The organism is Streptomyces iranensis (genome assembly GCF_017874715.1).
GTDB classification, from domain to species: domain Bacteria; phylum Actinomycetota; class Actinomycetes; order Streptomycetales; family Streptomycetaceae; genus Streptomyces; species Streptomyces iranensis.
Window position 1 is genome coordinate 215,854 of record NZ_JAGGLR010000015.1, and the last position, 13,117, is coordinate 228,970.

General features: G+C 72.1%; 11 protein-coding genes and 1 riboswitch. Of the genes, 6 read left to right on the plus strand and 5 right to left on the minus strand.

Going from position 1 to position 13,117, the window contains the following annotated elements; genetic code table 11:
• Nucleotides 1-157 precede the first annotated feature (157 nt).
• Entirely contained in the window at nt 158-1,435 is a 1,278-nt protein-coding gene (locus J2Z30_RS27170; protein WP_044573804.1) for an ATP-binding protein, read from the plus strand.
• Nucleotides 1,432-2,211, plus strand: coding sequence for a LuxR C-terminal-related transcriptional regulator (locus tag J2Z30_RS27175; RefSeq protein ID WP_044573806.1), 780 nt, complete (start codon nt 1,432-1,434; stop codon nt 2,209-2,211). The genes J2Z30_RS27170 and J2Z30_RS27175 overlap by 4 nt, the downstream gene beginning before the upstream one ends.
• Nucleotides 2,212-2,320: 109 nt before the next feature.
• Here J2Z30_RS27175 and J2Z30_RS27180 read toward each other — a convergent pair whose 3' ends face one another.
• Nucleotides 2,321-3,172, minus strand: a complete 852-nt coding sequence (locus J2Z30_RS27180) for a helix-turn-helix transcriptional regulator (RefSeq protein WP_044573808.1) — start codon at nt 3,170-3,172, stop codon at nt 2,321-2,323.
• Nucleotides 3,173-3,259: 87 nt separating this feature from the next.
• On the opposite strand from J2Z30_RS27180, the gene J2Z30_RS27185 reads away from it, so the two are divergent.
• Nucleotides 3,260-4,069 carry an SDR family NAD(P)-dependent oxidoreductase gene (locus J2Z30_RS27185; RefSeq protein ID WP_044573812.1) on the plus strand — a complete coding sequence of 270 codons (810 nt, stop codon included), beginning with the start codon at nt 3,260-3,262 and terminating at the stop codon, nt 4,067-4,069.
• A gap of 77 nt (nt 4,070-4,146) precedes the next feature.
• Here the strand turns inward: J2Z30_RS27185 and J2Z30_RS27190 are convergent, their stop codons facing one another.
• The 3 genes from J2Z30_RS27190 to J2Z30_RS27200 all read right to left on the minus strand — a co-directional run bounded on the left by J2Z30_RS27190 (nt 4,147) and on the right by J2Z30_RS27200 (nt 7,340).
• The gene (locus J2Z30_RS27190) at nt 4,147-5,109 is read right to left on the minus strand and encodes an SDR family NAD(P)-dependent oxidoreductase (RefSeq protein ID WP_044573815.1); all 963 of its coding nucleotides are present in this window, start codon (nt 5,107-5,109) and stop codon (nt 4,147-4,149) included.
• A 177-nt stretch (nt 5,110-5,286) separates the two neighbouring features.
• The gene (locus tag J2Z30_RS27195) at nt 5,287-6,273 is read right to left on the minus strand and encodes a homoserine dehydrogenase (RefSeq protein WP_044573818.1); all 987 of its coding nucleotides are present in this window, start codon (nt 6,271-6,273) and stop codon (nt 5,287-5,289) included.
• A gap of 44 nt (nt 6,274-6,317) precedes the next feature.
• A complete protein-coding gene (locus J2Z30_RS27200; protein WP_044573819.1) occupies nt 6,318-7,340 on the minus strand; it encodes a C40 family peptidase in 1,023 nt (340 codons plus the stop codon).
• 348 nt (nt 7,341-7,688) lie between these two features.
• Here J2Z30_RS27200 and J2Z30_RS27205 point away from each other — a divergent pair, with 348 nt between their 5' ends.
• Both J2Z30_RS27205 and J2Z30_RS27210 read left to right on the plus strand, forming a co-directional pair.
• Nucleotides 7,689-8,042, plus strand: coding sequence for a hypothetical protein (locus tag J2Z30_RS27205; RefSeq protein WP_044573822.1), 354 nt, complete (start codon nt 7,689-7,691; stop codon nt 8,040-8,042).
• 112 nt (nt 8,043-8,154) lie between these two features.
• Nucleotides 8,155-8,922: a L,D-transpeptidase gene (locus J2Z30_RS27210; RefSeq protein ID WP_044573825.1), complete on the plus strand. Its 768-nt coding sequence runs from the start codon at nt 8,155-8,157 to the stop codon at nt 8,920-8,922.
• A 101-nt stretch (nt 8,923-9,023) separates the two neighbouring features.
• Here J2Z30_RS27210 and J2Z30_RS27215 read toward each other — a convergent pair whose 3' ends face one another.
• Nucleotides 9,024-10,187: a C40 family peptidase gene (locus tag J2Z30_RS27215; protein ID WP_044573828.1), complete on the minus strand. Its 1,164-nt coding sequence runs from the start codon at nt 10,185-10,187 to the stop codon at nt 9,024-9,026.
• Between the two features lie 8 nt (nt 10,188-10,195).
• A riboswitch (cyclic di-AMP (ydaO/yuaA leader) is annotated at nt 10,196-10,407 on the minus strand.
• Between the two features lie 158 nt (nt 10,408-10,565).
• Between J2Z30_RS27215 and pcrA the strand changes: the two genes are divergently transcribed.
• Entirely contained in the window at nt 10,566-13,040 is a 2,475-nt protein-coding gene (gene pcrA / locus J2Z30_RS27220; RefSeq protein ID WP_044573830.1) for a DNA helicase PcrA, read from the plus strand.
• Nucleotides 13,041-13,117 lie beyond the last annotated feature (77 nt).

Below are 13,117 nucleotides of genomic sequence, written 5' to 3' on the forward strand. Positions count from 1 at the left end.
GACGGCGGCCGGACCCCGGGGCCCGGCGACCCCTGAGCGCGGCGGTCCCCGGGCCCTGGCCCCCGGTCTCTGGTTCCCGGCCTCCGGGCCGCAGGTCGGGGAACGATCAGGGGCGACCCTGATGCCCGTTGTCGGCCGGGCGTGTGACGATCGAGCCATGACCGCCGCAGTGCCCCCCACGGCCCCCGAGCCACCCCCGCGCAAGCTCTACCGCAGTGCCGAGGGCCGCCTCCTCGGCGGTGTGGCGCGCGGGCTCGCGGGGCATCTCGGGCTGCCGGTCGCCTGGGTGCGGATCGTCTTCATCGCGCTGTTCATGGCGGAGGGGTTCGGCGCGCTCGTCTACGCGCTCTTCTGGTTCATCGTCCCGCTCGGCGTCGGCGGCGTGGAGACGACCACCGGCCGTCCGCTCACCGCCGTGGGCCCCGACGGCCGCCGCCGGATCCTGGCCCGCAGGCCGGAGCGGGGCCAGATCATCGCCCTGGTCGCCCTTCTCGTCGGCATGGGGATCTTCGTCCAGGGTTTCCACCTCGGCCGCGCCAATACCTACATCTGGCCACTCCTCCTCATCGGCGCGGGCGCCGCCCTCTTCTGGCGCCAGGCGGACAACGCCCGCCGCGCCCAGTGGGTCGAGCTCAGCCGCAGCAAGCGGGTCCTGCCGCTGGCCCGTGGCGCCACGGGGGTCGTGCTGGTGGCCGCCGGGGTGTCCGGGATCGTCGTCCTCCAGGGCTCGGCCAAGCATCTGGGGGCCGTGCTGCAGGCGGCCCTGGCTGTCCTTGTCGGCATCGCGCTGCTGGTGGGCCCGTATGTGGTGCGGATGACGCAGGACCTCTCCGAGGAACGGCTGATGCGCATCCGCGCGCAGGAGCGGGCGGAGGTGGCGGCCCACGTCCATGACTCCGTGCTGCACACCCTCACCCTGATCCAGCGCAGCGCGGAGGACCCCCGCGAGGTCGCCCGCCTCGCCCGCGCCCAGGAGCGGGAGCTGCGCGCGTGGCTCTACCGGCCGGAGGGCACGGGCAAGGACGAGGCCGAGGAGCCGGACACCCTGGCGGAGGCGGTGAAGAAGACGGCGGCGGAGGTCGAGGACCACCACGGCGTCCCGATCGAGGTGGTGGTGGTCGGCGACTGCCCCCTGGACGAGAAACTGGGCGCACAGATACAGGCGGCGCGCGAGGCGATGGTCAACGCGGCCAAGTACGGTGGCGACGGCGGGGCCGTCCAGGTCTTCGCCGAGGTCGAGGGGGCCACGGTGTTCATCTCCGTGCGCGACCGCGGCCCCGGCTTCGACGTGGACGCGGTGCCGGAGGACCGGATGGGCGTACGCGAATCGATCATCGGCCGGATGCAGCGGAACGGCGGCACGGCGCGGCTGAGATCCGTGCCGGACGGGGGCACGGAAGTGGAGCTGGAGATGGAGAGGGCGGCGACGACATGACCGACGCTACGGGCGGTACGAACGCGACGAGCGGCCCCGGGGCGCAGCGTGTGCCGGGCGCCGCGCCCGGCCCGGCGGGAGCCGGGGGCTCCGGGTCGGACGACGCCGGGGCGGCGCGGCGGGTGCGCGTGGTGCTCGTGGACGACCACCGCATGTTCCGCACCGGGGTACAGGCCGAGATCGGGGAGACGGCCCGGACCGGCGTCGAGGTGGTCGGCGAGGCGGCCGACGTCGACCAGGCCGTGACCGTGATCACCGCGACCCGCCCCGAGGTCGTGCTGCTGGACGTCCACCTCCCCGGCGGGGGCGGCGTCGAGGTGCTGCGCCGCAGCGCCTCGCTGATGGCCGACCAGGACCGCCCGGTGCGCTTCCTCGCGCTGTCCGTCTCGGACGCCGCCGAGGACGTCATCGGCGTCATCCGCGGCGGCGCCCGCGGCTATGTGACCAAGACCATCACCGGCACCGATCTCGTGGACGCGATCTTCCGGGTCTCCGAGGGCGACGCGGTCTTCTCCCCGCGCCTCGCCGGTTTCGTCCTCGACGCCTTCGCCTCCACCGACGCCCCGCCCGTGGACGAGGACCTGGACCGGCTCACCCAGCGCGAGCGCGAGGTGCTGCGCCTGATCGCGCGCGGTTACGCCTACAAGGAGATCGCCAAGCAGCTGTTCATCTCGGTGAAGACGGTCGAGAGCCATGTCTCGGCGGTGCTCCGCAAGCTCCAGCTCTCCAACCGGCATGAGCTGACCCGCTGGGCGACGGCCCGCCGCCTGGTCTGAGCCTGGGGAGCGGGAGCGGGAGCGGGAGCGGGAGCGGGAGCGGGAGCAGGAACGGGAGCAGGAGCAGGAGCAGGAGCAGTAGCAGGAGCGGAACGGACGGCGCGGCGGGTCAGCCCGGCACCCCCATCCGCTGCGTGCCGACGACCGACAGCAGCCGCAGCGCCTCCTCGGCCGGTGAGCCGGGGTCGGCGGTGTAGATGATCACCCGCTGATCCCGGTCGGCGATGTCCAGCACATCGCAGTTGACGGTGATGGGCCCGACGAGCGGATGGTGCAGCGTCTTGCACAGAGTGGGCTGGGCGGACACATCGTGGGACTCCCACAGCCGGGCGAACTCCTCGCTCCTCGAGCGCAGCTCGGCCACCAGCTCGGTCACCTCGGGGTCCTCCGGGTAGCGGGCGGCCGCGGCGCGCAGCCCCTGGGCCGAGGTCTGGGCGAACTCGTCCGCGTCCGACACCCCGTACAGCCGCCGCCCGTCCGGGTGCGGCCCGAGGAAGGCGCGGCGGACGAAGTTGCGGTCGCGGCGCGAGAGGGCGGAGAAGTCCTCCATGAGGGCGGCGGCCAGATCGTTCCAGGCGATCACCTCATATGTCGCGGAGAGCACGATCGCCGCCGCGTTCGGCAGCCGCCGCAGCAGGTTCGCGATACTCGGCCGCACCTCGCGGGAGGGCCCGGCCGGCGGGCCCGGAGGGGCGCCCGCGAGATGGTGCAGATGATCGCGCTCGATGTCGCCCAGCCGCAGGGCGCGGGCCAGCCCGGTCAGCACCTCGCGGGACGGGCGCGGGGCGCGGGCCTGCTCCAGCCGCGTGTAGTACTCGGTCGAGATGAACGCCAGCTGCGCCACCTCCTCGCGCCGCAGCCCCGGCGTCCGGCGCCGCGTCCCGGCGGGCAGCCCCACATCGGCGGGCGTGATCCGCTCACGTCGGCTGCGCAGGAACGCCGCCAGCTCTCGTCTGTCCACGCCTTCAGTGTGCGCGGACGGCCGGAGGCTCAGCCAGGTACAGCCGGTGCCTGGTTGGGCCCCGGCGCCCGCAGCAGTCTCGGAAGCATGAACGACACACCGAACACCACTCTCGAAGCCTCGCCCCTCACCCCGACCGCCGGGCTCCTGGCGGGCAAGGTCGCCTTCATCACCGGCGCCGGGCGCGGCATCGGCGCCGCCGCGGCCCGCCTCTTCGCCCGGGAGGGCGCCCGGGTGCTGCTGGCGGCCCGTACGGAGGCCGAGCTCAAGACGGTCACCGAGGAGATCCGCGCGGCCGGCGGCACCGCCGATCACGTGGTGTGCGACCTGGCCGACGCGACGAGCGTCCGCGCCGCCGTCGACCGGACCGTGGAGCTGTACGGCAGGCTCGACGTGGCCTTCAACAACGGCGCGACGGTCCAGCAGCCGGGCCCGATGGACCAGCTGCCGCAGGCCGACTTCGACCATGTCTACGCCGTCAACCTCCGGGGCCCCTGGCTGGCCATGAACGCCGAGGTCGCCGCCATCCGCGCCACCGCCGGAACCGGCGCCATCGTCAACAACTCCAGCGTCGGCAGCCTCATGGGCAACCCCGAACTCCCCGCCTACGGCGCCATGAAGCGCGCGGTCAACAGCCTCACCGAGTCCGCCGCCGTCACGTACGGCCCGGAGGGCATCCGCGTCAACGCCATCGCGCCCGGAGCCACCCTCACCGAGATGATCCGCGCATGGGAGGAGGATTCCCCGGGCATCGTCGAGCGCATCACCACCCACGCCCCACTCCGCCGCGCCGCCGCCCCCGACGAGATCGCCCAGGCCGCGGCCTGGCTCCTCAGCGACCGCGCCTCCTATGTGACGGGCGTGGTCCTCCGCGTGGACGGCGGCAGCCGGGCCTGAGACCGCGGGTCGCGAGGACTACGCGCCCTGATCGCCCAGCCGCACGCCGGGCCGCACGCCCAGCCTCGCGCCGGGCCTCACGCCGGGCCGAACCGCGGTTCGAGCCCCGTCAGGTCGCGGCTTGCCGACCACAGGTGGGCCGCGACTTCCGCGTCCGCCAGATGACCTCGGACGGGGCGGCGGCGGGGGGTGCCGCGAAGGGCGAAGTGGCGCGGGGTCCATAGTTCGCCGCCGGTGATGGACGGGTCGAGGACCGCTCGTACGGCGGGCCAGGCGGCCGCGTCCTTGCCCTGGACGAGGATTCCGGCGGGCAGACCCCGCAGCCGTTCGCCGGGTGTGCGGACGTGCAGGGGCGGGCGGGACGGGGTGAGGGAGTCGAGCGCGCCGCCGGGGTGGGTGACCACGCTCCGCACCGTGCTGCCGACCGCCCTCAGCCGTCGGTCGAGTTCGAAACCGAAGAGCATCTGGGCCAGTTTCGAGCGCCCATAGGTGCGCTCGGGCTCGTAGTCGCGGGTGCTCTCGAGGTCGTCCAGATCCAGCCGTTCGGACGTGGCCACGAAGCTGCCCGTGGTGATGACCCGGCCCTCGGGGGCGGCCGTGAGCAGTGGTGCCAGCCAGTGGGTCAGCGCGAAGTGCCCGAGGTGGTTGATGCCGAACATCGCCTCATGGCCGTCCCCGGTCTCCCGGCGGGGCGGCTGGTCGAACTTCACCCCCGCGTTGTGGACGACCGCGTCCAGGCGGCCCGATCCCAGCGCTTCCGCGGAGGCTTCGAGCGACGGTAGATCGGCGAGGTCCAGCGGGATATGACGCACCCGGGCGCCGGGGACCCGGGAGCGGATCGAGGCCACGGCTGCGTCCGCCCTGCCCGGGTCGCGGCTGCCGAGGACGACGGTGGCTCCCGTACCGGCGAGCTGTTCGGCGACGAAGTACCCGATCCCAGCGTTGCCTCCGGTCACCAGAAAGGTCTGTCCGTCGGCCCGTGGAAGGCTGTGGACATCCCACCGCTCGGTCGGGGATTCGGTCGGGGCCGCGGAAGGCATGCGGGGGCTCCTTGCGTTCGTAAGGGCGGGGACGGTGCCCCATGGGGCTCACGTTGAACGCGTGTCAGCCTTACGGTCGCCACCGACGCCACGCCGACAGAGCGCCGTCATCCCCCGTACCCCGCCGACAGAGCGCCGTCACCCCCTCCGCCTCCCCCTCCGTCGACAGACCGCCGCTCAGGCGAACCCGTAACCCACCGGCCCCGCCACATCCAGCGTGTCCTTCACCATGGCGAGCGCCGCGCCCAGGGGGCTGGAGCGGCCGCCGCTCACCGTGATGTCGCCCGCCTCGGGGCAGCCGTAGACGGCGGCCTTCTCGGGGCCCCTGAGGGCATACAGCGGGTCGCCCGGTTCCGTCTCCTCCAACGCGACACGCACGACGAGGGGTTCATCGGCGGTCGCGGTCGCGACCGACCGCAGACGGCGGCCCCGCGCGGCGGCCGTACGGGCCGTCTCCGCCGTCCCGGCGTCGATCCCCAGGCCGACCTCCGTCCTTACGGCCGTCGCGTCCCACCCCCACAGCAGCGCCGCCAACAGCCGTACCTTCACGGCCGCGTCGGCGCCGGAGAGGTCGGCCGTCGGGTCGGCCTCGGCGATACCGCGCCGCTGGGCCTCCGCGACCGCGTCGGGCAGCGCGTCGCCGTCCACGAGCCGGTCCAGGACGAAGGTCGCGGTGCCGTTGGGGCAGGCGCGCAGCGTACGGCAGCCGAGGCCGCGTACCCCGATCCGCGCGAGGTCGGCGGTGGGGAGGGCGGCTCCGGTGGCGCCCGAGATCCGGATGCGGCTGCCGCCCTCGGCCGCCGCCCGGCCCAGCTCGCCCCAGTGGCTGAGCAGATGGCTCTTGGTGGCGGTCACCACATGGACGCCTCGGCGCAGGGCCGACAGCGCGTCCGCGGCGGCCTGTTCACGCACCGCAGGGGACGACGGCACGGCCTGGGCCAGTACCGCCGCCCCCGTACGCTCCAGGGTTTCGGCGAGCGGCGGCAGCGGGCCCCAGCCGGTGCGCGGCTCCGGCGGCAGCCCCTCGGCCGCGCTGGTGCGCACGGCGGCGAGCCGCAGCGGCAGCGCGCCGCCGATCAGCCGCTCGGCGTAGGCCCGGCCCACCGGGCCGTACCCCGACAGCACGACGGAGGGTTCGGGCCCGATTTCGGCTTCGCGTGGCATGCGGCCAGTCTGCCTTGTGTCACCAGGCCGGGACCGGGGGACCGCTACGCCGGGCGGGCCGCCCCCGCGAAGGGCATGTCCGCCACGGAGGCCAACCGGACCGGGGCCCCGGGGTGCGGGGCGTGGATCATGCGGCCGCCGCCGATGTAGAGGCCGACATGGCTGATCCCGGAGTAGAAGAAGACCAGGTCCCCGGGGGCCAGTTGATCGCGGGTGACGCGCTGTCCGGCGTTGATCTGGGTGTAGGTGGTGCGGGGCAGGGCGACCCCGGCGGCGCGCCAGGCGGCCTGGGTGAGCCCCGAGCAGTCATAGCCGTGGGGGCCGGTGGCGCCCCACACGTACGGCTTGCCGAGGGCCGCGTACGCGTAGGTGACGGCGCGGGCGGCGCGGCCCGCGGCGGGGGCGAGGGAGTCGGCGGCCTTGTCGCCGCCCCGCGCCGCCAGGAGGCGCTGCCGCTGCTCGAGGGTCAGCCGGTCGAGGAGGCGATCGGCGGCGGCGAGCTTCTCCTGGACGGTCCGCTTGTGGTGGGCGGCGGTCGTCCGGGAGGCGCGCAGAGCGGCGAGGCGGTCGGCCGCCTCGCCGCGGACCTGGCGTAATTTCCGCTCCTGGCGGCCGATGGTGGCGATCAGGGCGGCCTGGCGGCTCCCCGCGCGCTCGGCGAGCGAGGCGCGCTGCAGGTACTGGTCGGGGGAGGAGGACAGGGCGAGCTGGAGGGCGGGGGCGATCGTCCCCGAGCGGTACTGGGCGGTGGCGAAGGCCCCGAGGGCGTTGCGCGCGGTGTTGAGCCGGGTGGTGCGGCGCGCGGCCTGGTCGCGCAGCGCCTCCAGCGTCCGGCGGGCCCTGTCGGCCTTCTCCCTCGCGCCGTTGTACTTCTCGGTGGCCTCCTCGGCCTCCCGCTGGTACTCATCGACCTTCGCCTTGACCTGAGCGGGGGTGAGGCGGTTCTCGGCGTGCCCGGTGCCGTCGAGGAGGGTGGCGGACGCGGCGCCGGTGAGGGCGAGGAGCGCGGCCGCGCGGGCGGTGCTGCTGGTGAGCGAGCGCTGCTTGGGCTTCCTGTGCGACGCCACTGCGGCGGTTCACCTGGTCTTTCTTGGGCAAGCCAGTTTGGGCAATCCAGGACATTCGGCAGATCCTGGACCCTTGTGGGGAGCGGACGGGCAGGTGGCAGTCCGCCATGAGGCGGGGACCCTCGGTTGACGGGAAGCGGACTGCCACCTGGAGGAGGAAGCTAGGCCGGAAAGTGGGGGCCGTGCGGGGGGTTGAACGGGAGTGCACGGATTTCGTCGATCCCGTGACGACTGCTGATCGCCCGGCGAGTGGGGTGGTGGGGAGTGTGGGGCGGCCGTGATCGAAGCGGTGATAGGGCCCCACCCGAGTGCCGGGCGATGATATGCGCGCGGCTAGTCTCCGGAGCCATGGACGTACTCATTCACGTGTTCGTCGGCCTCCACATCGTCGGCATCGGCGCGCTGCTCGGTGGCTTCTTCGCGCAGCTCAAAGCCGCGCGGGCGGGCGAGGCCCGGATGATCCCGGCGATGCTGCACGGCGCGCTGACCATGCTGGTGACCGGCGTGGCGCTGGTCGGGCTCAATCAGGCGGACGACAACAGCGTCAATACCGTCAAAATCGGTATAAAGCTGGCGCTATTGGTCGTAATCCTCGGCCTGGTCTATGTGAAGCGCGACGAGGAGAAGGTAGAGTCGGCCGCCTTCGGCGCGGTGGGTGCCTTGACAACGGCAAACATCTTCATCGCCGTGCTGTGGACCTGACGAACTAATGTTCTGGGGGTAATCCCAAGGCAATTGCGACACGATCCCGAGGCAACCGTTTGCACTCGCGAGCTGTCTTAGTAAAGAGCGAGGCAGTCGAGAGGAGTGGCCAATGGGGGTAGTGGGGGCAGTCAGAAGTCATAGGCGGCGCATGGGCGTCGCGCTGGGACTGGCGGGGATGGCGATGCCGCTCGCGGTGGCCGTCGCCGGTCCGGCGCAGGCTCAGGCACGGCCGCTGGGCCGGTCGGCCGGCACGGTGACACCGGTGAGCATGGCCGCGTCGTCGTGCACGACCACCGCGGGGCCGTACCAGAAGCAGGCCGAGCGGTTCCTGGGCCGTCCCGTGGACGGGCGGCAGTCGCGGGCGGACTGTCTCGCGATCCAGAAGTTCCAGATCGACCACGGCATCAGTCCGACGATCGGCTACGCGGGCCCGATCACCTCCGGCGTGATGAGCCTCATCAGCGCCCAGAAGGCCGCCGGGCACAATCCGAACGCGGCGAGGAAGTGCCCCACCAACAAGGGCCGTATCGCCTGCGTGGACCTCACCCGCCAGCTGAGCTGGGTCCAGGACGGCTCCCGGCTGGTCTACGGACCGGTGCCGGTGCGGTCCGGGCGGGACGGCTTCGAGACCCGCACCGGGCTGAAGAAGGTCTACTGGCGGAACATCGACCACTGGTCGACGCTCTACAAGGTCGCCATGCCCTACAGCCAGTTCTTCGACGGCGGCCAGGCGTTTCACTCGATCGCCGGCAGCGTATGGTCGCCGCCCGGCTCCCATGGCTGCGTCAACATGCGTAAGGGCGACGCCAAGAAGTACTGGAGCCTGCTGAAGAACGGCGACGACGTGTACGTCTACGGGCGCAAGCCCGGCACCTGAGCCACCGACGGCGCCGCGAGGCGCTGACGGCGCCGCTGAGCCGAGACGATGCCGCTGCCCGGGGTCCGGCCCCGGGCAGCGGCATCGTCGGGGTCAGGGCCCTACGAGGGCCGCACGCTCCCGTAGATCGGCATCTCCGTGATCGGCGCCTTCTTCACCACATCGCCCGGCTTCGGCGCGTGGATCATCATCCCGTCGCCGACGTAGAGGCCGACATGGCTGATGTCGTCGTAGAAGAAGACGAGGTCGCCCGGCTGGAGTTGGGACGTCGAGACGCGCGTACCGGCCTTCACCTGGTCCCAGGTGGTGCGCGGCAGCGAGATCCCGGCGGACTTCCAGGCCGCCTGCGTCAGCCCCGAGCAGTCGAAGGAACTGGGCCCGGTGGCGCCCCAGACGTACGGCTTGCCGAGCTGCGCCTTGGCGAAGGCGATGGCCTGGGCCGCCTTGGAGCTGTTGGCCGGGACAGAGGGCGTGGAGGGCGCCGTCGAACCGGAGCCGTCCGCGTTCTGCTCCTGCTGCTTCTTGCGCGCGGCCGCCTCCTGCCGCTGCTTCTCGGCCAGCTCGGCGGCCTTACGGCGGGCCTCTTCCGCCTTCTTCTTCTCGATCGCCGCCAGCCGTGCCTTCTCCTTGGCGGTCAGATTCGCCAGCAGCCGCCGGGCCTCGGTCAGCTTGCCCTGGACGGTCTTCTTCTGGACCTTCAGCTGCTTCTGGGACGCGGTCAGCGAGGCGAGGCTCTCGCCGGCCTTACCGCGCTCCTTGGCGGCCTTCACCCGCTGCTTCTGGAAGTCGTCGACGGCCTGCTTCTGCCGGCCGGTCATCCGGTCCATCAGATGCGACTGGTCGAAGACGTCCTGCGGATCGTTGGAGAACAGCAGGGTCGCGGCGGAGCGGGCCATTCCGCCGTCGCGGTACTGGGCGGTGGCGTAGGTGCCGAGCATGCGCCGCGCCTCGTTGAGCTTCTCGGTGCGCTGGGCGACGGAGTCCAGCAGCTTGTCGACCTTGGCCCGCTGCTGGTCGGTGCGCTCCTTGGCGGCGTTGTAGCGCTGGGTGGCGGTCTCCGCCTGGTGGTAGAGGGTGTCGACCTTCTCCTTCACCTTCTCGATCGACTGGGCGGCCGGCTTGGGATCGGTGGGCGCGGCGTTGGCCGACTGGGAGAGGAGGGTGACGGATGCGAGGGCGGCCGTGGTGAACCCGACGGCCGTACGGCGGCTGTACCCGGTGAGCGGGGCGGGTATTCGGCTCCGCGGCTTGCGGTGCGACGCCAAGGGAGGCGACTCCTTCCGTGGACCGCCTACCGGGTTAGCTGTCGGGTTCGGGCGGTTCGGAAGGTTGCCCTACGGCCGTGTCCGGACGGCACTCGCGTGCCATACCGGTCGGGCCGATTCACCCCGGTGTTGCGAGGGCCCCTCCTCCCCGAAGGGGCCAGGAGGGCGGGTCCCCGGCTCCGGGCGCCTCACGGCGTAACGGACTCGGCGGAGGCCGCCCGTGCCGACGTGGTTCGCCGACGGATCTTCCGGGCCGCCTGACGCAGGACGGTAGCCAACACGTGGGGCTCCTGTGAAGACTGGTAGCCGTTTTGCCCGAAACCGTTTCGTGATGTTCGGGCGTCGGCTGTCAGTGGGGCGGCCTAGACTCGGGGAGCGATGAGCAGCCTCTTTGACGACAGCTTCCTGGCGGACCTCGGGCCTTCTCCGGACGAGGAGCGGCCACCGCCGCCCGAGGATTCGGCGCACCCTGGCCACGGTGGTGCCGAGGACGTGCCGCATCACCTCTTCAGCGGCGATTTCGACGCGCCCGTGCACCGGGAGGCCCACTACCGGGACGGCGCGGCCCGGCCCGCCGTGGACCCGTCCGCCCTGCTCGAGGGGTTGAACGAGCAGCAGAGGGCCGCCGTGGAGCACACCGGCTCGCCGCTGCTGATCGTCGCGGGCGCCGGCTCCGGCAAGACCCGGGTGCTCACCCACCGCATCGCCTATCTGCTCGGCGCCCGCGGCACCCACCCCGGCCAGATCCTCGCCATCACCTTCACCAACAAGGCGGCGGGCGAGATGAAGGAGCGCGTCGAGGAGCTCGTCGGCCCGCGGGCCAAGGCGATGTGGGTGTCCACCTTCCACAGCGCCTGCGTCCGCATCCTGCGCCGGGAGTCGAAGAAGCTGGGCTTCACCTCGTCGTTCTCGATCTACGACGCGGCCGACTCCAAGCGGCTGATGTCGCTGGTCTGCCGGGATCTGGATCTCGACCCCAAGCGGTTCCCGCCGAAGTCCTTCAGCGCCAAGATCTCCAACCTCAAGAACGAGCTGATCGACGAGGAGACCTTCGCCGGGCAGGCATCGGACGGTTTTGAGAAGACGCTGGCCGAGGCGTATGTGATGTACCAGGCGCGGCTGCGCGAGGCCAACGCGCTGGACTTCGACGACATCATCATGACCACGGTCAATCTGCTCCAGGCGTTCCCGGACGTCGCCGAGCACTACCGCCGCCGCTTCCGGCACGTCCTGGTGGACGAGTACCAGGACACCAACCACGCGCAGTACACACTCGTGCGCGAGCTGGTGGGCACCGACACCGAGGAGACCACGGCCGCCGAGCTGTGCGTGGTCGGCGACGCCGACCAGTCGATCTACGCCTTCCGGGGCGCCACGATCCGTAACATCCTCCAGTTCGAGGAGGACTACCCCACCGCGCGGACGATCCTCCTCGAGCGGAACTACCGCTCGACCCAGACCATCCTGAGCGCTGCCAACGCGGTCATCGAGCGCAATGAGAACCGCCGCCCGAAGAACCTGTGGACGGACGCCGGCGCCGGGGCCGAGATCACCGGCTATGTGGCCGACACCGAGCACGACGAGGCCCAGTTCGTCGCCGACGAGATCGACCGGCTGACGGACGCGGGCGACGCCAAGGCCGGGGACGTGGCGGTCTTCTACCGCACCAACGCCCAGTCCCGTGTCTTCGAGGAAATCTTCATCCGCGTCGGGCTGCCGTACAAGGTCGTCGGCGGTGTGCGCTTCTACGAGCGCAAGGAGGTCCGGGACGTCCTCGCGTATCTGCGGGTGCTGGCCAACCCCGAGGACTCCGTCCCGCTCCGCCGGATCCTGAACGTGCCCAAGCGCGGCATCGGGGAGCGCGCGGAGGCCATGATCGACGCGCTGTCGCTGCGCGAGAAGATCACCTTCCCGCAGGCGCTGCGCCGGGTCGACGAGGCGTACGGCATGGCGGCCCGCTCGGCCAACGCCGTCAAGCGGTTCAACACGCTCATGGAGGAGCTGCACACCATCGTGGAGTCCGGGGCGGGCCCGGCCACCGTCCTGGAGGCGGTGCTGGAGCGCACCGGCTATCTGGCCGAGCTCCAGGCGTCCACCGATCCGCAGGACGAGACCCGGATCGAGAACCTCCAGGAGCTCGCCGCCGTGGCCCTGGAGTTCGAGCAGGACCGCGGCGAGGAGAACCCCGGCACCCTCGCGGACTTCCTGGAGCAGGTCGCGCTCGTCGCCGACTCCGACCAGATCCCCGACGAGGACACCGACGGCTCGGGCGTGATCACGCTGATGACCCTGCACACGGCGAAGGGCCTGGAGTTCCCGGTCGTCTTCCTCAGCGGCATGGAGGACGGCGTCTTCCCGCACATGCGGGCGCTCGGCCAGACCAAGGAGCTGGAGGAGGAGCGGCGGCTGGCCTATGTCGGCATCACCCGGGCCCGCGAGCGGCTCTACCTGACCCGCTCGACGATGCGCAGCGCCTGGGGACAGCCCGCGTACAACCCGCCGTCCCGCTTCCTGGAGGAGATCCCGGACCAGTATGTGCGCTGGCGGCGCACCGGGCCCGCCACCCCGTCCGCGTCCATGGGCGGCATCGCCTCGACCCCGCCGTCGGGGCTGTCGTCCGGTATGTCGACGTCGCGTTCGCGCACCGGCGGCAGTGGGTTCGCCACCCGGCGGGCCAAGGAGCGCCCGGTGGTCGCCCTGGCCATCGGCGACCGGGTCACCCATGACTCGTTCGGGCTCGGCACGGTGGTGGCGGTCAAGGGCAGTGGGGACAACGCGGAGGCGACGATCGACTTCGGCGACGAGAAGCCGAAGCGGCTGCTGCTGCGGTACGCACCGGTGGAGAAGCTGTAGCGGGGGCCGGCCGGGGCTGGACGCCGAGGCTGTAGCGCGCCGGTGGGCGCGCTACAGCGGGGCTGTCGGCGGCCCTG

Coding starts and splice junctions, on each gene's coding strand:
- J2Z30_RS27170 (WP_044573804.1), top strand. CDS start 158: ATGACCGCCGCAGTGCCCCCCACGGCCCCCGAGCCACCCCCGCGCAAG.
- J2Z30_RS27175 (WP_044573806.1), top strand. CDS start 1,432: ATGACCGACGCTACGGGCGGTACGAACGCGACGAGCGGCCCCGGGGCG.
- J2Z30_RS27185 (WP_044573812.1), top strand. CDS start 3,260: ATGAACGACACACCGAACACCACTCTCGAAGCCTCGCCCCTCACCCCG.
- J2Z30_RS27190 (WP_044573815.1), bottom strand. CDS start 5,109: ATGCCTTCCGCGGCCCCGACCGAATCCCCGACCGAGCGGTGGGATGTC.
- J2Z30_RS27195 (WP_044573818.1), bottom strand. CDS start 6,273: ATGCCACGCGAAGCCGAAATCGGGCCCGAACCCTCCGTCGTGCTGTCG.
- J2Z30_RS27205 (WP_044573822.1), top strand. CDS start 7,689: ATGGACGTACTCATTCACGTGTTCGTCGGCCTCCACATCGTCGGCATC.
- J2Z30_RS27210 (WP_044573825.1), top strand. CDS start 8,155: ATGGGGGTAGTGGGGGCAGTCAGAAGTCATAGGCGGCGCATGGGCGTC.
- pcrA (WP_044573830.1), top strand. CDS start 10,566: ATGAGCAGCCTCTTTGACGACAGCTTCCTGGCGGACCTCGGGCCTTCT.